Annotated in this window: 21 protein-coding genes and 3 tRNA genes; 23 read left to right on the top strand and 1 reads right to left on the bottom strand. The window is 61.4% G+C overall.

Annotated elements, in window-relative coordinates; genetic code table 11:
* Positions 1-157 precede the first annotated feature (157 nt).
* From pheA to RRF64_RS04615, 12 genes are all read left to right on the top strand, one after another.
* On the top strand, positions 158-1,261 hold the full coding sequence (gene pheA / locus RRF64_RS04670) for a prephenate dehydratase (protein WP_323844657.1): 1,104 nt from the start codon (positions 158-160) through the stop codon (positions 1,259-1,261).
* Between the two features lie 17 nt (positions 1,262-1,278).
* Positions 1,279-3,531, top strand: coding sequence for a bifunctional prephenate dehydrogenase/3-phosphoshikimate 1-carboxyvinyltransferase (locus tag RRF64_RS04665; protein WP_323844656.1), 2,253 nt, complete (start codon positions 1,279-1,281; stop codon positions 3,529-3,531).
* A gap of 274 nt (positions 3,532-3,805) precedes the next feature.
* Positions 3,806-4,504, top strand: a complete 699-nt coding sequence (cmk, locus tag RRF64_RS04660; protein ID WP_323844655.1) for a (d)CMP kinase — start codon at positions 3,806-3,808, stop codon at positions 4,502-4,504.
* Between the two features lie 176 nt (positions 4,505-4,680).
* Positions 4,681-6,360 carry a 30S ribosomal protein S1 gene (rpsA, locus tag RRF64_RS04655; protein WP_323844654.1) on the top strand — a complete coding sequence of 560 codons (1,680 nt, stop codon included), beginning with the start codon at positions 4,681-4,683 and terminating at the stop codon, positions 6,358-6,360.
* A 142-nt stretch (positions 6,361-6,502) separates the two neighbouring features.
* Positions 6,503-6,814, top strand: coding sequence for an integration host factor subunit beta (gene ihfB / locus RRF64_RS04650; RefSeq protein ID WP_323844653.1), 312 nt, complete (start codon positions 6,503-6,505; stop codon positions 6,812-6,814).
* Positions 6,815-6,930: 116 nt separating this feature from the next.
* Positions 6,931-7,239 carry a lipopolysaccharide assembly protein LapA domain-containing protein gene (locus RRF64_RS04645; RefSeq protein ID WP_323844652.1) on the top strand — a complete coding sequence of 103 codons (309 nt, stop codon included), beginning with the start codon at positions 6,931-6,933 and terminating at the stop codon, positions 7,237-7,239.
* Positions 7,236-8,426 (top strand): lipopolysaccharide assembly protein LapB, encoded by a 1,191-nt coding sequence (lapB, locus tag RRF64_RS04640; protein ID WP_323844651.1) that lies wholly within the window; start codon positions 7,236-7,238, stop codon positions 8,424-8,426. The genes RRF64_RS04645 and lapB overlap by 4 nt, the downstream gene beginning before the upstream one ends.
* Positions 8,427-8,483: 57 nt before the next feature.
* Positions 8,484-9,194: an orotidine-5'-phosphate decarboxylase gene (gene pyrF, locus RRF64_RS04635; RefSeq protein ID WP_323844650.1), complete on the top strand. Its 711-nt coding sequence runs from the start codon at positions 8,484-8,486 to the stop codon at positions 9,192-9,194.
* 137 nt (positions 9,195-9,331) lie between these two features.
* Complete coding sequence (locus tag RRF64_RS04630) at positions 9,332-9,640, top strand: ComEA family DNA-binding protein (RefSeq protein ID WP_323844649.1); 309 nt, start codon at positions 9,332-9,334, stop codon at positions 9,638-9,640.
* 87 nt (positions 9,641-9,727) lie between these two features.
* Entirely contained in the window at positions 9,728-10,654 is a 927-nt protein-coding gene (locus RRF64_RS04625; RefSeq protein ID WP_323844648.1) for an NAD-dependent epimerase/dehydratase family protein, read from the top strand.
* Positions 10,651-11,541, top strand: a complete 891-nt coding sequence (locus tag RRF64_RS04620) for an MraY family glycosyltransferase (protein WP_323844647.1) — start codon at positions 10,651-10,653, stop codon at positions 11,539-11,541. The genes RRF64_RS04625 and RRF64_RS04620 overlap by 4 nt, the downstream gene beginning before the upstream one ends.
* Positions 11,542-11,610: 69 nt before the next feature.
* The gene (locus RRF64_RS04615) at positions 11,611-13,563 is read left to right on the top strand and encodes a polysaccharide biosynthesis protein (RefSeq protein ID WP_323844646.1); all 1,953 of its coding nucleotides are present in this window, start codon (positions 11,611-11,613) and stop codon (positions 13,561-13,563) included.
* A gap of 338 nt (positions 13,564-13,901) precedes the next feature.
* Here RRF64_RS04615 and RRF64_RS04610 read toward each other — a convergent pair.
* Positions 13,902-13,977: transfer RNA gene (locus RRF64_RS04610), tRNA-Asn, on the bottom strand.
* Positions 13,978-14,223: 246 nt separating this feature from the next.
* Between RRF64_RS04610 and uvrB the strand changes: the two genes are divergently transcribed.
* From uvrB to RRF64_RS04555, 11 genes are all read left to right on the top strand, one after another.
* Positions 14,224-16,233, top strand: coding sequence for an excinuclease ABC subunit UvrB (uvrB, locus tag RRF64_RS04605; protein WP_323844645.1), 2,010 nt, complete (start codon positions 14,224-14,226; stop codon positions 16,231-16,233).
* Positions 16,234-16,417: 184 nt separating this feature from the next.
* A tRNA-Val gene (locus tag RRF64_RS04600) sits at positions 16,418-16,494 on the top strand.
* Positions 16,495-16,595: 101 nt separating this feature from the next.
* Positions 16,596-18,524, top strand: coding sequence for a threonine--tRNA ligase (thrS, locus tag RRF64_RS04595; protein ID WP_323844644.1), 1,929 nt, complete (start codon positions 16,596-16,598; stop codon positions 18,522-18,524).
* An 8-nt stretch (positions 18,525-18,532) separates the two neighbouring features.
* Complete coding sequence (gene infC / locus RRF64_RS04590) at positions 18,533-19,078, top strand: translation initiation factor IF-3 (RefSeq protein ID WP_479691294.1); 546 nt, start codon at positions 18,533-18,535, stop codon at positions 19,076-19,078.
* A gap of 153 nt (positions 19,079-19,231) precedes the next feature.
* The gene (gene rpmI, locus RRF64_RS04585) at positions 19,232-19,426 is read left to right on the top strand and encodes a 50S ribosomal protein L35 (RefSeq protein ID WP_323844643.1); all 195 of its coding nucleotides are present in this window, start codon (positions 19,232-19,234) and stop codon (positions 19,424-19,426) included.
* Between the two features lie 36 nt (positions 19,427-19,462).
* The gene (gene rplT, locus RRF64_RS04580; RefSeq protein ID WP_323844642.1) at positions 19,463-19,822 is read left to right on the top strand and encodes a 50S ribosomal protein L20; all 360 of its coding nucleotides are present in this window, start codon (positions 19,463-19,465) and stop codon (positions 19,820-19,822) included.
* 187 nt (positions 19,823-20,009) lie between these two features.
* Positions 20,010-21,023, top strand: coding sequence for a phenylalanine--tRNA ligase subunit alpha (pheS, locus tag RRF64_RS04575; protein ID WP_323844641.1), 1,014 nt, complete (start codon positions 20,010-20,012; stop codon positions 21,021-21,023).
* Positions 21,024-21,279: 256 nt separating this feature from the next.
* Positions 21,280-23,697, top strand: coding sequence for a phenylalanine--tRNA ligase subunit beta (gene pheT / locus RRF64_RS04570; protein ID WP_323844640.1), 2,418 nt, complete (start codon positions 21,280-21,282; stop codon positions 23,695-23,697).
* A 128-nt stretch (positions 23,698-23,825) separates the two neighbouring features.
* Positions 23,826-24,134, top strand: coding sequence for an integration host factor subunit alpha (gene ihfA, locus RRF64_RS04565; RefSeq protein ID WP_073271291.1), 309 nt, complete (start codon positions 23,826-23,828; stop codon positions 24,132-24,134).
* Complete coding sequence (locus tag RRF64_RS04560) at positions 24,112-24,468, top strand: MerR family transcriptional regulator (RefSeq protein WP_323844639.1); 357 nt, start codon at positions 24,112-24,114, stop codon at positions 24,466-24,468. Before ihfA ends, RRF64_RS04560 begins: the two co-directional genes overlap by 23 nt.
* 136 nt (positions 24,469-24,604) lie before the next feature.
* Positions 24,605-24,681: transfer RNA gene (locus RRF64_RS04555), tRNA-Pro, on the top strand.
* Positions 24,682-25,132: the final 451 nt, after the last annotated feature.

Genomic DNA, 25,132 nt, shown 5'->3' with positions numbered 1-25,132 from the left:
GGCGGCCCCGCTCCCGGTGGACGTCCGGTAAACAACCTGATCGGCAACCGTTTCCCGGACGTCCCCCGGCAGCGGTACCTTCGCATTTAGCGACGGAGCTCTTTCCCGGACTCCAGATCTTTGGCCCCGAGTAACTAGGAAAAATTTAGGCGAACGGATGACAGAGGAAATTGTGAACAGCGACCAGCGTTTGCTGAAGCTGCGCGACCGCATCGACGAGATAGACGGCAATATCGCCCGTTTGATCAGCGAGCGGGCCGAGTGCGCGCTGCAAGTGGCGGAGGTGAAAAAGGCCACCGGCGAGGATGCGCTCTATTACCGGCCCGAGCGCGAGGCGCAGGTGCTGCGCCGGGCCATGGAGCGCAATCAGGGGCCGCTGACCGATGAGGAAATGGCGCGCCTGTTTCGCGAGATCATGTCTGCCTGTCTGGCCCTGGAAGAGCCGGTCAAGGTGGCCTATCTCGGGCCGGAGGGCACTTTCACCCAGCAGGCTGCGCTCAAGCATTTTGGCCACTCGGCGCAGAGCCGCCCGCTGGCGGCGATCGACGAGGTGTTCCGCGAGGTGGAGGCCGGTGCGGTCAACTACGGCGTGGTGCCGGTGGAAAATTCCACCGAGGGCGTGATCAATCACACCCTCGACAATTTCATGACGTCCAACCTGAAGATCTGCGGTGAGGTGGAGCTGCGCATCCACCACCATCTGATGATCTCCGATATCACGCGCCCGGATGCCATCACCCGCATCTATTCGCACGCGCAGAGCCTGGCGCAGTGCCGCAAATGGCTGGACTCCCACTACCCGAATGTGGAGCGGGTCGCGGTGGCGAGCAATGCCGAGGCCGCCAAGCGCGTGAAAGGGGAGTGGAATGCCGCCGCCATCGCCGGCGATATGGCCGCGGAACTCTATGGCCTCAAGGTGTTGGCGGAGAAAATCGAGGACCGCCCGGACAACTCCACCCGCTTCCTGATTATCGGCTCGCAGGCGGTGCCCGCGAGCGGCGACGACAAGACCTCGCTGATGGTGTCCATGCGCAACGAGCCGGGTGCACTGCACGACCTGCTGGAGCCTTTCCGCCGCCACAGTGTCGATCTGACGCGGGTGGAGACGCGCCCGTCCCAGTCGGGCGCCTGGACCTATGTGTTTTTTATCGATTTCAAGGGCCACCGCGATACGCCGGCAATTGCCACGGCGCTGCAGGAAGTCGGCGCCTGTGCCTCGGATCTCAAGGTGCTCGGTTCCTATCCCCGCGGAGTCCTCTGATGTTCGGAACGACGGGGATGGGACCGGAGCGACCGCTCATCGGCCGCCTGGTGGTCGTCGGTATCGGCCTGATCGGCGGCAGCCTGGCCCTGGCCCTGAAGGCGGCCGGCGCCTGCCGCGAGGTGATCGGCGTCGCGCGCCGCGCCCGCACCTGTGAACAGGCAGTGGAACTCGGCATTGTCGATCGCGCGGTGACAGCGCTCGGCGATGTGCTGCCGCAACTGGAAGCCGGCGACGTAGTGTTCGTTGCGGTGCCGACGCTGGCGGTGGAGCAGGTGTTTGCCGAACTGCGCGATGGGCTGCCCGCCGGCGTGACGGTGACCGACGGCGCCAGCGTCAAGGGCAGCGTGATCGCAGCGGCGGAAAAAGTCTGGGGGCGTGTTCCCGATTTCCTGGTGCCGGGGCACCCGATTGCCGGTTCGGAGAAAAGCGGCGTGACCGCGGCGCGGGACGACCTCTATATCGCCCACCGCATTATCCTGACGCCGCTGGAAAATACCGATGCCGGGCACTTGCAGCGTGTCGTGCAGATGTGGCAGGCGACCGGGGCCGAGGTGCTGGACATGCCGGTGGGCGAGCACGACGAGGTGCTCGCGGCCACCAGTCACCTGCCGCACGTGATCGCCTTTGGCTTGGTGGACACCCTGGCGCACGATGCGGAAAACGAAAACATCTTCCGCTACGCTGCCGGCGGCTTCCGCGACTTCACCCGCATCGCCTCCAGCGACCCGGTGATGTGGCGGGATATCATGCTGGCAAACCGGGATGCGATCCTGAACGCCATTGATCTCTATACCGCCAATCTGGCATCGCTGCGCGGTGCCATTGCCGCCGGCGACGGCGAGCAGCTGATGGGCGTATTTACCCGGGCCAAGGCGGCGCGGGACCACTTTACAAAAATGTTGGCCAAGAAAGCGTATACAGAGCCTATGCAAACACAGGAAGTTACTTTTATCGCGCAACCGGGCGGATCCGTCAGCGGCAGGCTGCGGGTGCCCGGTGACAAATCCATGTCCCACCGCTCCATCATGCTGGGCTCGCTCGCCGAGGGCGTTACCGAAGTGGAGGGCTTCCTGGAAGGGGAGGATGCGCTCGCCACGCTGCAGGCATTCCGCGATATGGGGGTGGTCATCGAGGGGCCGGTGGACGGCCGTGTGGTCATTCACGGCGTCGGCCTGCACGGCCTGCAGGCGCCGCCGGGACCGCTGTACCTGGGTAATTCCGGCACCTCCATGCGCCTGTTGGCCGGGCTCCTGGCCGGGCAGGACTTTGATGTGACCCTGACCGGGGATGAATCCCTGTCGAAGCGCCCGATGAACCGCGTGGCCGATCCGCTCCGCGACATGGGAGCAGATATCGAGACCGGTCCCGACGGTCGCCCGCCGCTGGTGCTGAAGGGCGGGCGCAAATTGCACGGCATCGACTACCAGCTGCCGATGGCCAGCGCCCAGGTGAAATCCTGCGTGCTGCTCGCCGGTCTCTATGCCGAGGGCGAGACCAGTACCACGGAACCCGCGCCGACCCGCGACCACACCGAGCGGATGCTCACGGGCTTCGGTTACGACGTGCAGCGCAGCGGCGTCCGGCACGAAGGCGCTCGCGCCACGGTGCGGGGCGGCGGCAAGCTGACCGCGAGCAGGATCGATGTACCGGCCGATATCTCGTCGGCGACCTTCTTTATGGTTGCCGCCGCCATCGCGCCCGGTTCGGACGTGCTGCTGGAACATGTGGGTATCAACCCGACCCGCGACGGGGTGATCAATATCCTACGCGCCATGGGGGCCGACATCGAGCTGCTGAATCGACGCTCCGTCGGCGGCGAGCCTGTAGCGGATATCCGCGTGCGCTACGCGCCAATGCAGGGCATCCAGATTCCCGAGGACCAGGTGCCATTGGCGATCGATGAATTCCCGGCGCTGTTCGTCGCCGCCGCCTGCGCCGAGGGCGAAACGGTGCTGACCGGTGCCGAGGAGCTGCGCGTCAAGGAGAGCGACCGCATCCAGGCCATGGCGGACGGCCTGCGTATCCTCGGCGTCAACGCCGAGCCGACCCCGGACGGCATAGTCATTCAGGGTGCAGGCGAGGGCGCGGCTTTCGGCGGCGGCACCGTCGACAGCCTCGGCGATCACCGCATTGCCATGTCTTTCGCCGTGGCATCCCTGCGCGCCCGCGATACAATTCGCATCCTGCACTGCGCCAATGTGGCGACGTCTTTCCCCAATTTCGCCGAGTTGGCGACTAAGGCGGGCCTGAAACTGCAGGTGGCGTAGCTCATCGGTGCACCCACAGAGCATGAAGTGAGCGCAGAACTTGATGCGAAGGGCCTGATGTTGGGGGCGGTTTACGGGACCTTTCACGGCCATGGATGGCCGTGGAGAGCGTACAGGGATGTATTCACAGCGTGTCACGTAAACCGCCCCCGGCAGCAGGGCCGCCACCGAATCTGTTTGCCCGCACCTGATTCTGAGCGCCAAATTGCGAGCCTGATCGCGGCCAGAGGCCGCTCCTAATCCTACAGAAATAGAGAATTGCGCAAATCAAACTATGAGCGACACTGAAAACCTGCCGCCGGTCATCACCATCGACGGCCCCAGCGGCTCCGGCAAGGGCACCATCGCCAGGCTGGTGGCCGAAAAGCTGAAATTCTCGCTGCTGGATTCCGGCGCACTCTACCGGCTGACCGCGCTGGCGGCGCTGAACCGCGCGGCGGATCTGACCGACGAGGCAACCCTGACCGAAATCGCCGCCAACCTGGATATCCGCTTCGAACTGCGCGACGGCGAAGTGGCAGCGCTGCTGGAGGGGCGGGATGTCAGCCGGGACATCCGCATGGAGCGGGTCAGCATGGCGGCCTCCAAGGTGGCTGCCATGCCTGGCGTGCGCGCGGCGCTGCTGCAGCGCCAGCGGGACTTCCGCCAGGTGCCCGGGCTGGTGGCCGATGGGCGCGATATGGGCACTACTGTGTTCCCTGACGCGCCGGTCAAGATATTCCTGACCGCCAGCGCCGAGGAGCGCGCCAGGCGGCGCGCGGATCAGTTGCGGGAGAAGGGGGTTTCTGTTAGCCTCCGCGACCTGCTGGAGGACATCCGCGCCCGTGACGCGCGGGACATGAATCGCGCCGCGTCCCCCCTGGCTCCCGCTGAAGATGCGGTTGAGCTGGACAGTACCGGGGTGGATATAGACGGTGTCCTGCAGATCGTGCTGCAGCTGGTGCGCGACCGGATCCGTGTTCGGGGCGGTTGAAGCAGCGGAGCAGCCTGACAAAAAGCTTTTTAAAACGACAGCGGCCGGGATCAGCCAGAATCGCCCGGCCGCTGTCGTAATCCGACCCGCGTGCTGGCAGCGCGGTGGGGCTGCGGCTGGCGGTTGACTAAAATACATAGTTACCAACGGCTGGGCCTATCTATATAGGTAATGTAATGAGCGAGAGCTTTGCTGAACTATTTGAAGAGAGCCTGAAAAGCGTAGAAATGGCACCGGGTTCCATCGTGACCGGTGTTGTAATCGACGTGGACAAAGACTGGGTTACCGTACACGCGGGCCTGAAGTCTGAAGGCGTTATCCCTGCTTCTCAATTCGCCAACGACAGAGGTGAAGTGAGCCTGCAGGTGGGCGACGAAGTACAGGTTGCCCTGGAAGCGGTAGAAGACGGTTTCGGTGAAACCCGTCTGTCCCGTGAAAAAGCCAAGCGCGCTGAAGCCTGGAAGATCCTCGACGCAGCCCACGCTGCCGACGAGGTGGTTAAAGGTGTTATCAGTGGCAAGGTTAAAGGTGGCTTCACTGTCGACGTTGCCAACATCCGCGCATTCCTGCCCGGCTCTCTGGTAGACGTACGTCCGGTTCGCGACACCGCGCACCTGGAAGGCAAAGAACTCGAATTCAAGGTCATCAAGCTGGATGCCAAGCGCAACAACGTTGTGGTTTCCCGCCGCGCCGTGATGGAAGCCGCGACTTCCGAAGAGCGCGACGCGCTGCTGGCCAGCCTGCAGGAAGGCATGAGCGTGAAGGGCGTGGTGAAGAACCTGACCGACTACGGTGCCTTCGTAGACCTGGGCGGTATCGACGGTCTGCTGCACATCACCGACATGGCCTGGAAGCGTATCAAGCACCCGAGCGAGATCGTCAACGTTGGTGACGAGATCGACGTAAAAGTCCTGAAGTTCGACCGCGAGCGCAGCCGTGTATCCCTGGGCCTGAAGCAACTGGGCGAAGATCCGTGGGTATCCATCAAGCAGCGCTACCCGGAAAACAGCCGCGTGAAGGCGGTTGTGACCAACCTGACCGACTACGGCTGCTTCGCCGAGCTGGAAGAGGGCGTCGAGGGTCTGGTGCACGTTTCCGAAATGGACTGGACCAACAAGAACATCCACCCGTCCAAAGTTGTCAACGTTGGCGACGAGGTAGAGGTGATGATTCTGGATATCGACGAAGAGCGTCGCCGTATCTCCCTGGGTATCAAGCAGTGCCAGGAAAACCCGTGGGATGCCTTCGCGCGTAAATTCGCCAAAGGCGACAAGATCTCCGGCAAGATCAAGTCCATCACCGATTTCGGTATCTTCATCGGTCTGGACGGCAGTATCGATGGTCTGGTGCACCTGTCCGACATCTCCTGGAACGAAGCCGGCGAAGAAGCCGTGCGCAAGTTCAAGAAAGGTGACGAAATCGAGACCGTTATCCTGGGTATCGACTCCGACCGCGAGCGTATCTCCCTGGGTATCAAGCAGCTGGAATCCGATCCGTTCACTGACTACGTGGCCACCAACGACCGCGGTACCATCGTGACCGGTACCATCAAGGAAGTTGACGCCAAGCAGGCCGTGATCACCCTGGCGGACGAAGTAGAAGGCGTACTGCGCGCTTCTGAAATCAGCCGCGACAAGGTGGAAGACGCCCGCAACGTACTGAAAGAAGGCGAAGAGGTCGAGGCCAAGATCACCAGCGTGGATCGCAAGAACCGCGTGATCAGCCTGTCCATCAAAGCCAAGGATCAGGACGACGAGAAGCAGGCGATCAAGGATCACACCAAGAAGCAGGCTGAGCAGGTTCAGCCGGCGACTATCGGTGACCTGATCAAGGCGCAGATGAACAACAAAGAGTAATAGCTCTGAGTTGTTAAAAGCCCTGAATTGATTGTTTAGGGTAATCCGAAAGCCGGACCGGGGTTGCCCAGTCCGGCTTTCTATTAGATGATTGCCCCTCTAATCTAGAATAATCAATGACTTACAGAAGGTTGCGGGGCGCATGACCAAATCCGAACTGATCGAAAGGATTGCGTTGAGGTTGGATCAGCTGCCGGTTAAGGATGTCGAGCTGGCAGTCAAGGTGATGTTGGACACTATGTCGGATGTGCTATCCCAGGGGGAGCGCATCGAGATACGTGGTTTTGGCAGTTTTTCGCTACACTATCGCGCACCGCGGACCGGCCGCAATCCCAAGACGGGAGATGCGGTGGCACTCTCGGGCAAGTATGTGCCCCATTTCAAGCCGGGCAAAGAGCTGCGCGACAGGGTCAATCGCAGCATGCGCGACGAGACTGTGACCGAGTATGATTGATGTGTCCGATGCCGATTGAGTCGCCGAAGGGGCTCGGGAAGATGGTGCGGGTTTACCTGGACCGATACCCCAGCGGATCGTTGGCTTAATCACTCCTGCGGAACGTGGAGGTTCCCTTGTCATTTTTGCGCTGGCTGATGCGTTTGTTCTACGGGCTGCTCGCCCTGCTGTGTATCGCCATCGGTGTCTATTTCGCGGTAGACAATCCGGATTCCATTTCCCCCAGTTTTGCCGGTTATGCCCTGCCGTCGGGTAGTGTGGGCTTCTGGCTGATAGGTTTTTTGCTGTTCGGGCTGCTGTTGGGCTTTGTGGTCAGCCTGTTGCCGTTCTATGCGGAACGTCGCCGCGCCCGCGGGCTTGAACGACAGTTGCAGCGATTGGAGCGGGAACTCCAAACGGTGCGCAGACAGGTGTCCGGAGAGTGACCGACTTAACGTTTTTCTTTTTTCTGCTCGCCGCCATCGCCATAGGCTGGTTGCTGGGGCGCAAAAGCACCAGAAAGAAGGCGAATTCTGCTGAGCAGCAGCAGGCACTGGTGCGTTCCTATGCGCAGGGGCTCAACTACCTGTTGAGCGAGCGCCACGACGACGCCATCGACAAATTCATCGACGCGCTCGAAGTCAGCAGCGCGACTTTCGATACCCATCTGGCCCTGGGCAATCTGCTGCGCAAGCGCGGTGAGCACGACCAGGCTATCCGTGTGCATCAGAACCTGTTGGCCCGCCCGAGTCTGACGCGCGTCAGTCAGCAGAAGGCGCAGCTCGAACTGGCACGTGACTACATTGCCGCTGGCTGGCTGGACAGGGCAGAGCGGCTGTTACAGGAGCTGGTGGAAACTTCCTCCGAACTGCGCAACACCAGCCTCGAGCACCTCGTGGAGGTGTACCGCGACGAGCGGGAGTGGGCGAAGGCCATTCACGCGGTGAACCTTTTGCACGGCCGCCGGTACAAGCGCTTGTCGCCGGAATGGGCGCCGATACAGGCACATTTCTGCTGCGAGCTGGCGGAAGAGGCAATAAAGGGCAAGGATTACCTCAGCGCACGCAAGCATATCGACGCGGCGCTCGGTTACGATCGCAACTCCGTGCGCGCCAACCTGCTGTGGGCGAGGCTGGAGCACCTGCTCAGCCGCCCGCGTGAGGCGATCAAGGTATTGCAGCGGATTCCTAAGCAGAATCCGGACTATATCCCCGAGATTCTCGAGTTATTGATTACCTGCTATGAGGCCATAGGTGATGAAAAGGGGCTGGATCGCTACCTGGAATCCCTGTTGCGCGAGCACCCATCGAACAGTGTGTTGATAGCGCTGACCGAACGCATTCACCACCAGCAGAGCGAGGCGGCCGCTGCGGCTTTTATGGGCAAGCAGCTGGCGTTGCGCCCTTCACTGCGTGGCCTGGGGCATTTCCTCGACCTGCATATCGACAGCACTCAGGGCCGGGCGCGGGAAAATCTGTCGCTGCTGAAAACCCTGATCGACCAGCTGATCGCGAGCCGCCCCCACTATCGCTGCAGTAATTGCGGCTTTTCCGGCAATCAGCTCCACTGGCTGTGCCCAAGCTGCAAACACTGGGACTCGGTGCGCTCCGTGAAAGGCGTCGAGGGCGAGTGATCGGTACATTTTCGAATAGGTAGGGTGCGCGGTGCGCACCAGTGAGAGGTATTTCCTTTGCAGACCCAGGTTTCTTCCCCAGTCGTCGTCGCGCTGGATTACGACAATGCTGAGGCCGCGCTGGCGATGGCCGACCGGCTGGACCCCGCCCTCTGCCGGGTCAAGGTGGGCAAGGAGCTGTTCACCGTCGCCGGACCCGAGCTCGTAAAAAAGCTCATATCGCGCGATTTCCAGGTCTTTCTCGATCTCAAGTTCCACGATATTCCCCATACGGTCGCCTCTGCAGTCAGGGCGGCCGCGGAACTCGGCGTGTGGATGGTGAACGTCCATGCGAGCGGCGGCGCGCGCATGATGGAGGCGGCGGTTGAAGCACTGAGACCGTTTGGCGACCGCAAACCACTGCTGATCGGCGTCACCGTACTGACCAGCACCGCGCCGGAGGAGCTCTCCGCGGTCGGCGTATCCCGTCCGCTGGAAGAGCAGGTTGCGGCTCTCGCAGCGCTGGCGCAAGACTGCGGCCTGGATGGTGTAGTCTGCTCGGCGCGCGAAGCGCAGGTGTTGCGCCAGCAATGCGGAGCGAACTTCGCCTTGGTCACTCCCGGCATTCGCCCGGCCGGCGCAGCTGCCGACGATCAACGGCGTATTGTGACCCCGGCGCAGGCACTGGCGTGGGGGGCGGACTACCTGGTAATCGGCCGACCGATTACCGCTGCGGCGGATCCGATGCAGGCTCTGCAGCAGATACTGGCGGAAATAGGTGGGCAATAGCGGTTATTTGGCCGGCTGTAATGGTGTGTAATCAGATCGCGGCCAAAGGCGTGGCGTGAAATGGTAAAGTGGCGCGGCTTGGGGGAGTAACGGTAGTCCCAACGTGATAAATGGAACTTGTTCACTGGGAGTCAATTATGAAACTTATTCGCACACCACTTTCTATCTTTTTCGCCGCGTTGCTGATGATTTGCACCTCGTCGATGACTTTTGCCGACGATATGCAGGGGGATTCCGCACAAGTGGCGGTGGCCGCGGTCAACCTGAACAGCGCCTCCGCCGAAGAACTGGCGGAGAAGCTCGTCGGTATTGGCGCGGCCCGCGCCGAGTTGATCGTAAAGTACCGCGAGGACAACGGTCCCTTTACCTCGATTGAGCAGTTGCTGGAAATCAAGGGCGTGGGAGCCGCCACCCTGGAGAAGAATCGAGACAGGATTCAGCTCTGATGTAAATAATCCGTGCACAGTCGACAGTAATGCAGTTGGCTGTCGGCTAGTGTCGCGGGACAAGAACAATGCTGGGTAAAACAACAGATGGCGCGTTGGGTTGTAATTGGCGGCACTGGCTATATCGGCGAGGCCCTGTGTCGTCGCCTGAGCGCGAGCGGGCAGCAGGTGCTGTCCGTGTCTCGTGCGCCCAGCGGTCCGGCGGGGTGTGAACACCTCTCCCTGTCGCTGTCGCCCGACAGTAATTTCTCCTCTCTATTTCAGTCCGGCGACCGGGTGGTCTACGCCGCGGGAATGGCTGGCCGGTCCGACTGCGAACGCCAGCCGGATCTCGCCCGCTGGCTCAACAGCGACTGCCCCCTGCAACTGCTTCGCTGCGCAAGTGTCGCGGGAGCGGAATCCTTCCTCTATCTGTCCAGTGTCAAAGCACTTCGCCCACCACAGGGCAGAGTTGCCGATGAAAATTCCGGCACGCCGGCGTCCGACACCTACGGTCACAGCAAATGGCTCGGAGAGCGGCAATTGCTGGCGGAATCCACGAACTGTCGTGTCAACCTGATTCGTCCCGCCTCCGTTTATGGCAATAGTGGTGGGCTGGCCGAGAGTGGCGGCAAAGCGGGCCGGTGGCGGGGGCGATTGCGGCTGCTGGGGCGGCTGCTACCCATGCTGCCGGCGACCGGTCGGCGCAGCTTTGTCAGCCTGCCGGACCTGGTGCAGGCGATCGTACTGTTGGCTCAGGCGGAGCAGTTTGACCGCCAGGTCTTTATTGCCGCGGAACCCGATTACTACGACCTGGCGAATATTGTTTCCGCGCTGACCGGGGTGCGCGCTCGGGGAAGCCGGAGGCTGACGCGCTTGCTGCTGGCCCCGTTGCGGCTGTGGCGTCGGCCGTCGCTGGTCCGCACTCTGCTTGAGTTGGAGCAGAGCGAACTCTATAGTGCCGCCCGGCTGCGCCGGGCGCTGCCGTGGCGCGCAGAGCGGCGCTACTGTGAGTTCTTGCGGGAGGTATCGTGACGGAATTGTGGGGGGGGTGGCTGACCCCGATTTTGCTGGCGGCGGCAATCAGCTACGGCTTGACTAATGTGTTGCTGTCCAATTTGCGTGAATTCGCCCTGGACGTCCCGAATCATCGTTCCATGCATGACATGCCAGTGCCTCGCACAGGGGGCTGGGCGCTGGTGGCAGGCTGTGTGGTGGCGCTGGCAGTGAGCCCCGTTTCTGTGCCGTCGCCGTTGTTCGCCGGCTTCGCGTTGCTGTTGGGGATTTCCGTAATCGACGATCTGCGGCACGTCTCCGCGCGGGTGCGTTTTTCCGTCCACCTGCTGGCGGTGGCATTGGTGCTGGCGGCGCTACCGCATGCTATCGCATGGTGGTGGTACCCATTGCTGTTGCTCGGCGGTGTATGGATGATCAATCTGTACAATTTTATGGACGGTATGGATGGCCTGGCCGGAAGTATGGCGGCGATCGGGTTTGCGTCGCTGGGGCTGCTCTGTGTTTTGCGCGGGCAGAGTGACCTGGCGGGGATCTGCGCACTGTTTGTTGTCTGTGCGCTGATTTTCCTGCGCTACAACTGGCCGTCGGCCCGGATTTTTCTTGGGGATGCCGGCTCTACTTCTCTGGGACTGGCGGCGGTGGCGGTCAGTCTCTACGGTTGGCAGCGGGGCGCTTTCGGGCTGTTGGTGCCGCTAGTGGTTTTCGCTCCATTCTGGCTGGACGCCACTTGGACGCTGTTGCGCCGTGCGCTGGCGGGCAAGCGCTGGTGGGAAGCGCATCGCGAGCACTTCTATCAGCGCAGTGCGCTGCGCATCGGGGTTCAAAAGACTTTGTACTGGCAGCTGGGATTTATGTCGAGTGCGTCTATACTGGCGCACGCGCTGGCGGCGCTCGGCTGGGCATAGACTGATGGCACTCACCGGATGGGGCGGGGTAGAATCAGCCGGGGGTGAAGGGGCAAATTGGGGGAATATGTGAAACGCATCTGGCGGACCGCACAAAAACATCATAAACCGGTACTGATGCTGATTTTCGACCTGTTGATGTTGAGCTTCGCGTTTCTGATGGCGATGGCGATCCGGGTCAATGGCCTGTCTCGGGCTTTTGAGACCGAAATGCTGGTCTGCCTCGCACTGACCCTGGGTTCCAGCAGTTTTATCTTCCTGCGACTCGGTCTTTATCGCACCGTTATTCGCTATATGGGGCAGCAGGCCATAGTGGCGGTGCTGCAGGGCGTCACGGCGTCGGCGGTGGTCCTTGCGGTCTCTTCCTACCTGACCTATGCCGGTGTGCCGCGATCGGTGCCGGTCATCTACTGGTGTTTTGCCCTCATCGCTGTCGGCGGGTCCCGCTGGCTGGTGCGCATCTACTATCAGATGGCGCTGGAAATCCATAAGACCCGCGTTGCCATCTACGGTGCCGGCACCGCCGGCCTGCAGATGTACAAGGCTCTCGTGCACGGCGAAGTCTACAAACCCGTGGCCTTTTTCGACGATAACGCCTCCAAACAGAATACCCTGATCGACGGCGTGCTCGTGTATAACCCGAGCAATATTCTCAACGTCGTTGCCGAGCGGGATATTTCTGAAGTCCTGCTGGCCATGCCCGGTGTGCCCAAGCGCCGTCGCCGCGAAATTACCCGCGGGCTGCGCGAGAGCGGCCTGGTCGTCAAGGTGATTCCCGGCGTGGAAGAGCTGGTCGACGGGGCGGGGCGCGTGGCCGACGTTTCGCAGATCTACGAAAACATTCTGGGGCGCGCGCCGGTGGAGCCGGAGAAAGCCCTGATTGCCAGCTCCATCAGCGGCAAAGTGGTGCTGGTCACCGGTGCCGGGGGCTCGATCGGTTCGGAGCTGTGCCGGCAGATTGCCCAGTGGGGGCCTGCGCACCTGGTGCTGGTTGAATCCTCGGAGTTCGCCCTCTATCAGATCGAGCGCGAACTCTATCAACAGCAACAGGATGAGGGGCAGCAGCTCCAGGTGACCTCCCTGCTCGGCGATGTGCGCGATCGCGCGCGGATGGCCGAGATCATTTCAAGCTTCTCCGTCAATACGATTTACCATGCCGCGGCCTACAAGCACGTGCCATTGGTCGAACAGAATGTAGTGCTCGGTGCCGACAACAATGTGCTCGGTACCCTGTCGGTGCTGGAGGCGGCCGAGGCCTTCGGCGTGGAACAGTTTGTGCTCATCTCCACGGACAAGGCCGTACGGCCAACCAATGTAATGGGGGCTACCAAGCGCTTCGCGGAGCTGGTTTGCCAGGACTTTGGGCGTCGCTTCAGTAAGACCCGCGTGTGTATGGTCCGCTTCGGCAACGTGCTCGGATCGTCCGGCTCGGTGATCCCGCTCTTTACCGATCAGATCAATGCCGGTGGGCCGGTGACGGTCACTCACCCGAAAGTCACGCGCTACTTTATGACCATCCCCGAGGCCGCGCAGCTGGTCTTGCAGGCGGGAAGCATGGGGCGCAACGGTGAGGTGTTCGTGCTGGATATGGGGGAGCCGGTGCGCATATACGATCTGGCCAGGCGCCTGATCCAGATCATGGGGCACTCGGTTCGGGACGAAGAAAATCCGGAAGGGGATATTGAAGTCCAGATTACCGGCTTACGCCCGGGGGAAAAGCTCTACGAAGAGCTATTGCTGGGCGACAACGTTTCCGGTACCGCCCATCCGATGATTATGCGGGCGGAAGAGGAGCGCCTCGGCAGTGAAAAGCTGCAGACGTTGATCGGTGAGCTGCGGCTGGCCTGCAGCAGGCACGACTGCGAACAGGTGCATCGAATTTTGCTGGAGGCAGTGAAAGGCTATTCTCCGAAACAGAGCCTGGTAGATGCGGTCTGGATACGGCAGCGCGATAACCAGCCGGCGCCAAGTGTGGGGCAGGTCGAGCGTTTGCCATTGCCGACTGATGCTGGGCGCCGTTAGGTTGCTAGCTATCTGACCAAAGGCCTCGCGAAAGCGGGGCTTTTTTGTGCCTGGAAGTCGGGCCTGGACCCAAAATGAAAAAAGCCTCTAGCTTGCGCTAGGGGCTTTTGTGTTTGGCTCCTCCAGGCGGCAATCGTAGATTGACGGCGTTCGGCTGCGCGCGGCGCATGCGCCGCAATCGCTTGCCTCAGTCCGGCCACCCATCATAGATGGGCGGCGTTCGGCTGCACGCGACGTGTCCGTCGCAAGCGTTTGCCTCACCCAACTGGGCTACGCCCAGCAGTCTCCGCCAAATACGAAAAAAGCCTCTAGCTTGCGCTAGAGGCTTTTTTCGTATTTGGCTCCGCCTGCTGGGCTCGAACCAGCGACCCATTGATTAACAGTCAATTGCTCTACCAACTGAGCTAAGGCGGAATATCTTGTCGGCAGTGCCGTTCAGATGGCGCGTATCTTATAGAGGGCCCCTGTGCAGGTCAACCCCTTTTTTGCACTTTAACTGATTGATTTGTCAGGGAATTATTTTTAGGGGTCGGCTGCATAAAAAGTCGGCTATTCGTTCGGTTTGGCGCCGGATGTATCCGGTCGGAGCGGCATTTGTGGGGACGGGGGCGAGGCTCTACAATCCGAGGCTGCTTTTCTGACGGTTTTGGCGGTGAAGATATGGAGTCGCGCCCTTTCCAGGTGGTGTGCAAGTACAGTCCGGCGGGTGACCAGCCGGCCGCAATTGAGCGGTTGGTCGAGGGGATTGAGGATGGCCTCAGTCACCAGACGCTGCTGGGTGTGACTGGTTCCGGCAAGACCTTCACCATGGCCAATATTGTCGAGCGACTGCAGCGCCCGGCAATCGTGATGGCGCACAACAAGACTCTGGCCGCCCAGCTGTACGGGGAATTCAGGGAGTTTTTCCCCAAGAACGCGGTGGAGTACTTTGTCTCCTACTACGACTACTACCAGCCCGAAGCCTATGTGCCCTCCTCGGATACCTTTATCGAAAAGGATGCCTCGGTCAACGAGCATATCGAGCAGATGCGCCTGTCGGCGACCAAGGCGCTGATCGAGCGCCGGGACGTGATCGTGGTGGCGACCGTCTCGGCCATCTACGGTCTGGGCGATCCCGACAAATATCTGAAGATGGTGCTGCACCTGGATCGCGGCGATCTCGTCGATCAGCGCACTATCCTGCGGCGCCTGGCGGAGCTGCAGTACACCCGCAACGACACCGATTTCCGCCGCGCCACCTATCGGGTGCGCGGCGACATTATCGATATCTATCCAGCGGACTCGGACATGGAGGCGGTGCGGCTGTCCCTGTTCGATGAGGAAATAGAAGAGATCACCCTGTTCGATCCGCTGACCGGCGAACAGCTGCAGAAGGTGCCCCGGATCACCATCTTCCCCAAATCCCATTACGTCACGCCCCGGGAAACGGTTGTCAGTGCCATCGACCAGATCAAGGAGGAGTTGCGCGTGCGCCTGGAGCAGCTGCGTGACAACGGCAAGCTGCTGGAGGCGCAGCGGCTTGAGCAGCGCACCAAATACGACCTGGAAATGATGCAGGAACTGGGCTACTGCAATGGCGTGGAAAACTACTCGCGCTATTTGTCCGGCCGCGACGCCGGCCAGCCGCCGCCCACACTGTTCGATTACCTGCCGCACGATGCACTGCTGTTTATCGACGAGAGCCACGTGACAGTGCCGCAGATCGGCGGCATGTACCGCGGCGACCGGTCGCGCAAGGAGACGCTGGTGGAGTACGGCTTCCGCCTGCCGTCCGCGCTGGACAACCGGCCGCTCAAGTTCGAGGAGTGGGAGCACCTGGCGCCGCAGACCGTCTTTGTGTCCGCGACGCCGGGGCCCTACGAGGCTGAGCATGCCGGGCAGGTGGTGGAGCAGCTGGTTCGGCCCACCGGCCTGGTGGATCCGGAGGTGGAGATACGTCCGGCTTCCACCCAGGTGGATGACGCCCTGTCGGAGATTCGCCGCTGTGCGGACGCCGACCAGCGGGTGCTGATCACGGTGCTGACCAAGCGCATGGCCGAGGATCTGACCGAGTACCTGAGCGAGAACGGCGTGCGTGTGCGCTACCTGCACTCGGATATCGACACCGTAGAGCGGGTGGAGATCATTCGCGACCTGCGCATCGGCAAGTTCGATGTGCTGGTGGGGATCAATCTGCTGCGCGAGGGTCTGGATATGCCCGAGGTGGCGCTGGTCGCCATATTCGATGCGGACAAGGAGGGCTTCCTGCGCTCCGACCGCTCCCTGATCCAGACGATCGGCCGCGCTGCGCGGAACCTGGAGGGGCGGGCGATCCTCTATGCCGACAGGATCACTGATTCGATGAGGCGGGCGCTCGACGAGACCCAGCGCCGCCGCGAAAAGCAGATGGCCTTCAATGCCGAGCACGGTATTACGCCGCGGGGTATCCGCAAGAGTGTCGCCGATATTATGGAGGGGGCCATCGCTCCCGGCGTGCCGGGCAGGGGGCGCCGCAAGGTGGCCGAAGGGAAGGGCGCCTACAGGGTTGAGGAAAAGCCGCTGTCGGACAAGCAACGCTGGGCGCGCATCGAGGAGCTCGAGGAGCAGATGTACAGCCACGCCAAGAACCTCGAGTTCGAGGCTGCGGCCAAGCTCCGCGACGAGATCACGAGGCTGAAGGAAGAGCAGTAGGGTGCGCCGTGCGCACCTTCGAACCCCGGCGGTGCGCACGGCGCACCCTACGGCATTCCCTGTCGGGGGTCCGAAAATTGTCGGCCGAAATGCCACTAAGTTGTTGAAAACACTGAAAACCGGTGCTAAAGTTCGCGCTCTTCGCAGGGTGGGGTTCCCCGCCGCAGAAATGCGAAAGCGTTGCAGACCCGTAGCTCAGTTGGTTAGAGCGCTGCCTTGACATGGCAGAGGTCAGCGGTTCAAGTCCGCTCGGGTCTACCATCTTCTAAAGTGCCCTGCGCACTTGGGCGAGATGCCCCAGCTCATCAAGTTGATTCATGCGGTCTTTGGTAGGGATCGCCACTGATAGATAAGGAAGTACAATGCCTGTTGTCACTCTCCCCGACGGTTCCCGTCGAGAATTCTCCCAGCCTGTTTCCGTATACGACGTCGCCAATGATATCGGTCCCGGCCTGGCCAAAGCTGCGCTTGCCGGTGTGGTCGACGGCAAAGAAGTCGACACCAGTTTTGTGATCGACCGCGACGCGGAACTGGCCATTATTACCGACCGCCAGCCGGAAGGGCTGGAGGTTATCCGTCACTCCACCGCGCACCTGCTGGCCCAGGCGGTCAAGCAGCTCTACCCCTCGGCGCAGGTCACCATCGGTCCGGTGATCGAGGACGGCTTCTATTACGACTTCGCCTACGAGCGCCAGTTTACTCCGGAAGACCTGGAGAAAATCGAGCAGCGCATGGAAGAGCTGGCCAGTGAGGATTTCCCGGTCAGCCGCCGCCTGATGCCGCGCGACGAGGCGGTGAAGTACTTCCGCGACATGGGCGAGGAGTACAAGGCGGAGATCATCGCCAGCATTCCCACCAACGAAGATATCTCCCTGTACCGCCAGGGCGACTTCGAAGACCTGTGCCGCGGCCCGCACGTGCCGTCTACCGGCAAGCTGAAGGCGTTCAAGCTGACCAAGGTGGCCGGCGCCTACTGGCGCGGCGATGCCAGCAACGAGATGCTGACCCGCGTCTACGGCACCGCCTGGGCCAACAAGAAAGAGCTCAAGGCCTACCTGCACCGCATCGAAGAGGCGGAGAAGCGCGATCACCGCAAGCTGGCAAAGAAATACGATCTCTTCCATATCCAGGAAGAGGCGCCGGGCATGGTGTTCTGGCACCCGAACGGCTGGACCATCTACAGCACCATCGAGCAGTACATGCGCCGCCGCCAGCGCGAGTACGGCTACAAGGAAATCAAGACCCCACAGCTGGTGGACTTCAGTCTGTGGCGCAAGTCGGGCCACGCGGACAAGTTCGGCGACGACATGTTCACCCTCACCAGTGAGGAGCGCCAGTTCGCGATCAAGCCGATGAACTGTCCCTGCCACGTGCAGGTGTTCAATCAGGGCCTGCGCAGCTACCGCGATCTGCCGCTGCGCCTGGCGGAGTTCGGCTCCTGCCACCGCAGCGAACCGTCCGGCTCCCTGCACGGCCTGATGCGCGTGCGCGGCTTCGTGCAGGACGACGGCCACATCTTCTGTGCCGAGAGCCAGATCCAGTCGGAAGTGTCCGATTTCATGGAGCTGCTGCACTCGGTGTACAAGGACTTCGGCTTTGACGACGTGATCTACCGCCTGTCCACCCGCCCGGAGCAGCGCGTGGGTTCCGACGAGAGCTGGGACAAGGCCGAGAAGGCCCTGGCCGATGCGCTCGACGCCGCCGGCCTGCCGTGGGAAGAGCTGCCGGGTGAGGGCGCCTTCTACGGGCCCAAGATCGAGTTCTCCCTGAAGGATTGCCTCGGCCGCGTCTGGCAGTGCGGCACCATTCAGGTGGACTTCTCCATGCCGGGCCGCCTGGATGCCCAGTATGTGGCGGAAGACGGCTCGCGCCAGACCCCGGTGATGCTGCACCGCGCGGCGCTGGGCTCCTTCGAGCGCTTTATCGGCATCCTGATCGAGCACTACGAGGGCGCCTTCCCGACCTGGCTGGCACCCCAGCAGGTCGCGATCCTGAATATCACTGACCGCCAGGCCGATTACTGTCGCGATCTGGAGGCCCGTCTTGGCGCCCTGCAGTACCGCGCCGCGGCCGACTTGAGAAACGAGAAGATCGGCTTTAAAATCCGCGAGCACACGCTTCAGCGTGTTCCTTATCTGCTGGTGATCGGCGATAAGGAAGTGGAAAGCCAGACGGTTGCCGTGCGGACACGCAGCGGTGAGGATCTCGGAACCATGACTTTCGAGTCATTCCTGGACATCCTCAAGCAGGACGTGGATCGCCGCGGCCGTTTGTCTATTTCTGAAAATTAACGGAGACGATAGTTATTAAACGAGAGAGCAAGGGAGGGTCCAAAAAGGCCCGCATCAATGATCAGATCGAGGCGTCGGAAGTTCGCCTCATTGGCGCCGACGGTGAACAGGTGGGCATTGTCTCCCTGGATGACGCACTGGAAGCCGCGCAGAAGGCCAGTCTGGATCTCGTTGAAATTGCCGCGGACTCCGATCCGATAGTCTGTAAAATCATGGACTACGGAAAGCATGTTTTTGAGGCCAAAAAGGCCAAAGGTCTTGCGAAGAAGAAGCAGAAGCAGCAACAGATCAAGGAAATGAAGTTCCGTCCCGGTACTGACATCGGGGACTACCAGATCAAGCTGCGCAACCTGGTCAGGTTCCTGGAAGCCGGAGACAAGGCCAAGGTATCCCTGCGATTCCGCGGCCGCGAGATGGCGCACCAGGAACTGGGTCTGGAAATGATGCAGCGCATCGAGAAAGACCTGGAAGAACTGGGCACAGTGGAGCAGCGGCCGAAGCTGGAAGGCCGCCAGATGATCATGGTGATTGCTCCCACCAAGAAGAAAAAGTGAGGTCCTGAGGCGCTCTTATCTAAAAGAGTCTCAGGTCTCCTTTGGAGAAGTGGTTGGGCGACGGCTGCCTCCCCACTCTCAAAACGCCGCCGGATTCCGGCGGTTATTTAAAGAACGTCTGTTCGCAGACATTTGTTTACTTTGGAGTACAAAATGCCGAAAGCAAAAACGCACAGTGGCGCCGCCAAGCGCTTCAAGAAGACGGCTTCGGGCTACAAGCACAAGCACGCCAACAAGAGCCACATCCTCACCAAGATGACCACCAAGCGTAAGCGTCAGCTGCGCGGCACTCAGATTATGAACAAATCTGATGCCGGTCTGGTCGATCGCATGCTGCGCGCCAAGTAATTGGCTCCAATCGCTAAGGTTTAAGAGGATAGAGTTATGGCCCGTGTTAAACGTGGTGTAGAGGCGCGTCGTCGTCACAAGAAAATTCTGAAGCAGGCTAAAGGTTACTACGGTGCGCGTTCGCGCGTATTCCGCGTAGCCAAGCAGGCGGTGATCAAGGCCGGCCAGTACGCTTACCGCGACCGTCGCGTCAAGAAGCGTAACTTCCGCGCCCTGTGGATCACTCGTATCAACGCCCAGTCCCGCGCCGAAGGCATGAGCTACAGCCGCCTGATCGCCGGTCTGAAAAAGGCGGACATCGCTCTGGATCGCCGTGTTCTGGCCGATCTGGCGGTATACGACAAAGCCGCTTTTGCTGCCGTAGTTGAAAAAGCCAAGGCAGCCCTGGCAGCGTAAGCTGTCACTTCAGTTGTAAAACTGAACACAAAATAGGGAAGGGCTGTTTGGCCCTTCCCTATTTTTTTATGGGGTTTCCGCTATTTTTTACCGATAGCGAAGCTAAGGGCGGCGGCCCGTCCGGCGACTGGTTGCCGGTAACATGACGCAGAAATAATTAGAGTTAATTTGGAACGGGAATAGTTCGATGCAAGACTTGCAGTCCCTCACCGATCAGGCGCTGGAACTGGTGGAGCAGGCCGATGGCCTGGCGGCACTGGACCAGGTGCGCGTGGATTACCTGGGCAAAAAGGGCCAGCTCACCGCGCTGCTGAAAGGCCTGGGCAAGCTGTCGGCGGAGGAGCGCCCGGCTGCCGGAGCCAAGATCAACGAAGCCAAGCAGCAGGTGCAGGAAAAGATCAACGCCCGCCGCAATGCCCTGGAGCAGGCGGCAATCAGCGCCAGGCTCGCCCAAGAGACCATCGACGTGACCCTGCCGGGCCGCGGCGAAGAGCAGGGCAACGCGCACCCGGTGACCCGCACCATGCGCCGCATCGAAGAACTGTTCCTGCGCCTCGGCTTCTCCGTGGAAGAGGGCCCGGAAATCGAGGATGACTACCACAACTTCGAGGCGCTCAATATTCCCGCGCACCACCCGGCGCGCGCGATGCACGACACCTTCTATATCGACCCGTCCACGGTACTGCGCACCCACACCTCGCCGGTGCAGATCCGCACCATGGAAAAGGCCGCGCCGCCGATCCGCATCATCTGCCCCGGCCGCGTCTACCGCTGTGACTCCGACGTGACCCACTCGCCCATGTTCCACCAGGTGGAAGGGCTGGTAGTGGACAAGGGTGTCAGCTTCGCGCACCTGAAGGGCTGCGTGGACCAGTTCCTGAAAGCCTTCTTCGAGGCCGACGTGCCGGTGCGTTTCCGCCCGTCCTATTTCCCGTTCACCGAGCCCTCCGCCGAAGTAGACATCCAGTGCACCGCCTGCGGCGGCGAGGGCTGCCGCGTCTGCTCAGGTACCGGCTGGCTGGAAGTGATGGGCTGCGGCATGGTGCACCCGAACGTATTCGCGTCCTGCAATATCGACAGCGAAACCTATTCCGGCTTCGCCTTCGGCATGGGTGTGGAGCGCCTGGCGATGCTGCGCTACGGCGTCAACGACCTGCGCCTGTTTTTCGACAACGACCTGCGCTTCCTCAAGCAATTTTGATGCTCCCCCCTCCCGCAAGCGGGAAAGGGGCTGGGGGAGAGAGGACCCCCCTGGGAACGCCGAGCTCCAGCTCGGCAAGCGGGCCGCAGGCCCGCCCTTGTAGGAGCGGCGGGGCGGCCATCCGCCGTTGGCCGCGAAATGCCGAGCTGGGGCTCGGCGCTCCCGGCAAACGCAGCCACCGGCGGATGGCCGCCCCGCCGCTCCTACAAAGCGAAAAACAGACAGCGCAAAACAGAATTCAGAAAGAGACAGCACTATGAAATTCAGCAACTCCTGGCTGCGGGAATGGGTTAACCCGCAACTGACCGCACAGGAACTGGCCGACCAGATCACCATGGCCGGCCTGGAAGTGGATGGCGTTGAAAAAGTCGCGGGCGAATTCTCCGGCGTGGTGGTGGGCGAGATCGTCGCCTGTGAACAGCACCCGGACGCGGACAAGCTGCGCGTGTGCAAGGTCGCCGGCCACCCGGACGGCGAAATGCAGGTGGTCTGCGGCGCGCCCAACGCCCGTGTCGGTATCAAGATTCCGTTCGCGCTGGTGGGCGCAATGCTGCCGGGCGATTTCAAGATCAAGAAGGCCAAGCTGCGCGGCGTCGAGAGCTTCGGCATGCTCTGCGCCCAGACCGAACTGGAACTGGGTGAGGACAGCGACGGCATCTGGGAGCTGCCGGAAGACGCCCGCACCGGCCAGGACCTACGCGAATACCTGCAGCTGGACGACGAGACCATCGAGGTGGACCTGACCCCGAACCGCTCCGACTGCCTCGGTATCGCCGGTATCGCCCGCGAAGTGGGCGTGCTGAACCGCTGCCCGGTGAGCGGCCCGGAAATCGCCCCGGTCGCACAGCAGATCGATGACAGCCTGCCGGTCTCCCTGATGGCCGGCGACGCCTGCCCGCGCTATGTGGGCCGCGTGATTCGCAATATCGATATCAAGGCCACTACGCCGCTGTGGATGCAGGAGCGCCTGCGCCGCAGCGGCCTGCGCTCCATCGACCCGGTGGTGGACGTCACCAACTATGTGCTGCTCGAACTGGGCCAGCCGATGCACGCCTTCGACCTGCAGAAACTCAGCGGCGGCATCAAGGTGCGCCTCGCTGAAAAGGGCGAGGAGCTGACGCTGCTGGACGGCCAGGAAGTAAAACTGCAGGCCGGCACCCTGCTGATTACCGACGAGCAGAAGCCGCTGGCCATGGCCGGCATCATGGGTGGCCTGGACTCCGCGGTGAGCGAGAGCACCCGCGATATCTTCCTCGAGAGCGCCTTCTTCCACCCGCTGGCCATCGCCGGCAAGGCGCGCTCCTACGGCCTGCACACCGACTCCTCGCACCGCTTCGAGCGCGGCGTCGACTACCGCCTGCAGGAGAAGGCGGTCGAGCGCGCGACCCAGCTGCTGCTCGATATCGTCGGCGGCGAGCCGGGCCCGGTACACCTGCGCGAACTGAGCGAGGTCATGCCCGCCGAGCGCCATATCACCCTGCGCCGCGCGCGGGTGGCGCAGGGCCTGGGCGTCGCCCTGGCCGATGACGAGATCGTCGATATCCTGACCCGCCTGGGCCTGGAGAAGATCGAACAGAACGCCGAAGGCTGGACCTTCCTGGTGCCGAGCTTCCGCTTCGATATCGCCATCGAAGCCGATCTGCTCGAGGAGCTGGCGCGGGTTTACGGCTACAACCGCATTCCCAGCGTCAGCTTCAGCGCGGCGCTGGACATAGTGCCGCAGCCGGAGCGCGATATCGCCCAGAGCGCGCTGGAGCAGACCCTGCTGGCGCGCGGCTACAACGAGGCCATCACCTACAGCTTTATCGACAGCGACGCCGCCGCGCTCTTCGATCCCAAGGCCGAGCCGGTGGCGCTGCAGAACCCGATCAGCGCCGAGCTGGCGGTCATGCGCACCTCGCTGATTCCCGGCCTGTGCAAGGCGCTGCAGTACAACCTGAACCGCCAGCAGAACCGCGTGCGCCTGTTCGAATCCGGCCTGCGCTTCGTGCCCGCCGCTAACTCCGGCGGCGAGCTGAAGCAGGAGCCGATGCTGGCCGGCCTGGTCTACGGCAACCGCTTCAGCGAGAACTGGACCGGCGGCAAGGACGGGGTGGATTTCTACGACATCAAGGCCGATGTGGAGGCCCTGCTGGCCCACTGTGGTCTTGAGAGTTGGGGCCTTGAGGGCTTGGGTGCCGAGGGCGGGTTCCGCTTCGAAGCCGGCGAGCATTCGGCCCTGCACCCGGGCCAGTGCGCCCGTATCTACCGGGGTGAGCGCGAGGTTGGCGTCGTCGGTGCCCTGCACCCGCAGCTGCAGCAGAAGCTGGACCTGCCCAAGGCCGCCTATGTGTTCGAGCTGAGCCTCGAGGCCCTCGGCCAGGCCCGCCTGCCGGCCTTCCGCCCGCTGTCCCGGTTCCCGGAGGTGCGTCGCGACCTGGCCCTGCTGATCGATGCCGACGTGCCCGCCGCCAGCCTGGTGGAGACCGCCGTTGAAGCAGCCGGCGAAACTTTGACGGACCTCAAGATTTTTGACGTCTATCAGGGCAAAGGTATTGATTTACATAGAAAAAGTGTCGCGATGGGGTTGACGTTTCAGCATCCGTCGCGCACCCTTAACGACGACGAAATCAATGCCGCGGTAGATGCGGTGGTCGGTACATTAAAACAAAAATACAACGCCAGCCTGCGCTAGTAGAGCCCGACGCTCTCGGGTGCAGGTTGTCTGGCACCCCGAGAGCGTCTGCTACCGGGCTGAAGCCGCCGCGGTTTGGGCCGCTTCCGATCTGGAGTCGACGCCTCTGAATCTGTTGGTAGGAACCAATGACAGAGGCACTGACCAAGGCCGGGCTCGCCGAAAAGCTGTACGAAGAGCTGGGCTTTAATAAACGCGAAGCCAAAGAGATCGTCGAATTCTTTTTCGAGGAAATCCGCAACGCGCTGGAAAATAACGAGCAGGTAAAGCTGTCCGGTTTCGGCAATTTCGACCTGCGTGACAAAAGCCAGCGCCCGGGCCGCAACCCCAAGACCGGCGAGGAAATCCCGATTTCCGCGCGCAGGGTAGTGACCTTCAAACCGGGACAGAAACTCAAGGCACGAGTAGAAGAAGATGCTGGAAGCGAGTCACAATAGCGAATTACCGGTGATCCCGGGTAAGCGTTATTTCACCATTGGCGAAGTCAGCGAACTGTGCGCGGTCAAACCCCACGTCCTGCGCTACTGGGAACAGGAGTTCCCGCAGCTGAGCCCGGTCAAGCGCCGCGGCAACCGCCGTTACTACCAACACCAGGACGTCATCCTGATTCGCCAGATCCGCGCTCTGCTGTATGAAGAGGGCTACACCATCGGTGGCGCCCGCCTGCAGATGGAGAACGGCGGCGACAAGGCCGAGACAGTGCAGGTGCAGCAGATAATCCCGCAGGTGATCGCCGAGCTGGAGAGTGTGCTGACCCTACTGAAGGCCTGATTTTCCACCAGAACCCAGGGCGCAAATCCGGGCTTGCAATCCCCCGCCACTAATGTATGATTTGCGCCTCATCGCGATGCGATGCCCCTTATAAATCAATCACTTACGTTGAATTGAGTGCTTGATTTTCCTCTGTCGGAGTGTAGCGCAGCCTGGTAGCGCACCACACTGGGGGTGTGGTGGTCGTCGGTTCAAATCCGGCCACTCCGACCATTATTCGATCAAAAAGCCCGCCTTTGAGCGGGCTTTTTTGTGTCCCGAATTTGTGTCCACGTGAAAGCGGCTAGAAGAAGAATCCCAGCTAACCAGTGTGGAGCTATCGGTCAGATTCGGAGGGCATCTGGTGGGGAGCATAATTCGCTTTCCGGATGAACCTTGTCGCAGTTATCAGCACCGTCTCCAATTAAAGAGTCTTTCCTAGCAGGGAACCTTGTCCTTTCGCGCTGCTACTGAGTCTCAATTCCTGTTAAGGGTCATGATACGTCCTCAATGAGACATAGGGTGAGACAGGCCTGTTCTCACATCTCATGAGGTGTACATTCTGATATTCTGAACGCTCTAGATAGGGCTAGTCTGATTGGCCATTGAATAGATTGCATACTCTTGGACTAAAGCAGGCAAGCTGTAAGTGTCCTGATGAGCTTCAAAGCGTGGGGGTAGGGGG

It is taken from the genome of Microbulbifer magnicolonia, from assembly GCF_035117725.1.
Lineage (GTDB): Bacteria > Pseudomonadota > Gammaproteobacteria > Pseudomonadales > Cellvibrionaceae > Microbulbifer > Microbulbifer magnicolonia.
Note: the sequence above shows the minus strand (reverse complement) of the source record. Positions and strands in the feature narration are given on the sequence as shown.

Coding starts and splice junctions, on each gene's coding strand:
- pheA (WP_323844657.1), top strand. CDS start 158: ATGACAGAGGAAATTGTGAACAGCGACCAGCGTTTGCTGAAGCTGCGC.
- RRF64_RS04665 (WP_323844656.1), top strand. CDS start 1,279: ATGGGACCGGAGCGACCGCTCATCGGCCGCCTGGTGGTCGTCGGTATC.
- cmk (WP_323844655.1), top strand. CDS start 3,806: ATGAGCGACACTGAAAACCTGCCGCCGGTCATCACCATCGACGGCCCC.
- rpsA (WP_323844654.1), top strand. CDS start 4,681: ATGAGCGAGAGCTTTGCTGAACTATTTGAAGAGAGCCTGAAAAGCGTA.
- ihfB (WP_323844653.1), top strand. CDS start 6,503: ATGACCAAATCCGAACTGATCGAAAGGATTGCGTTGAGGTTGGATCAG.
- RRF64_RS04630 (WP_323844649.1), top strand. CDS start 9,332: ATGAAACTTATTCGCACACCACTTTCTATCTTTTTCGCCGCGTTGCTG.
- RRF64_RS04625 (WP_323844648.1), top strand. CDS start 9,728: ATGGCGCGTTGGGTTGTAATTGGCGGCACTGGCTATATCGGCGAGGCC.
- uvrB (WP_323844645.1), top strand. CDS start 14,224: ATGGAGTCGCGCCCTTTCCAGGTGGTGTGCAAGTACAGTCCGGCGGGT.
- thrS (WP_323844644.1), top strand. CDS start 16,596: ATGCCTGTTGTCACTCTCCCCGACGGTTCCCGTCGAGAATTCTCCCAG.
- rpmI (WP_323844643.1), top strand. CDS start 19,232: ATGCCGAAAGCAAAAACGCACAGTGGCGCCGCCAAGCGCTTCAAGAAG.
- rplT (WP_323844642.1), top strand. CDS start 19,463: ATGGCCCGTGTTAAACGTGGTGTAGAGGCGCGTCGTCGTCACAAGAAA.
- pheS (WP_323844641.1), top strand. CDS start 20,010: ATGCAAGACTTGCAGTCCCTCACCGATCAGGCGCTGGAACTGGTGGAG.
- pheT (WP_323844640.1), top strand. CDS start 21,280: ATGAAATTCAGCAACTCCTGGCTGCGGGAATGGGTTAACCCGCAACTG.
- ihfA (WP_073271291.1), top strand. CDS start 23,826: ATGACAGAGGCACTGACCAAGGCCGGGCTCGCCGAAAAGCTGTACGAA.
- RRF64_RS04560 (WP_323844639.1), top strand. CDS start 24,112: ATGCTGGAAGCGAGTCACAATAGCGAATTACCGGTGATCCCGGGTAAG.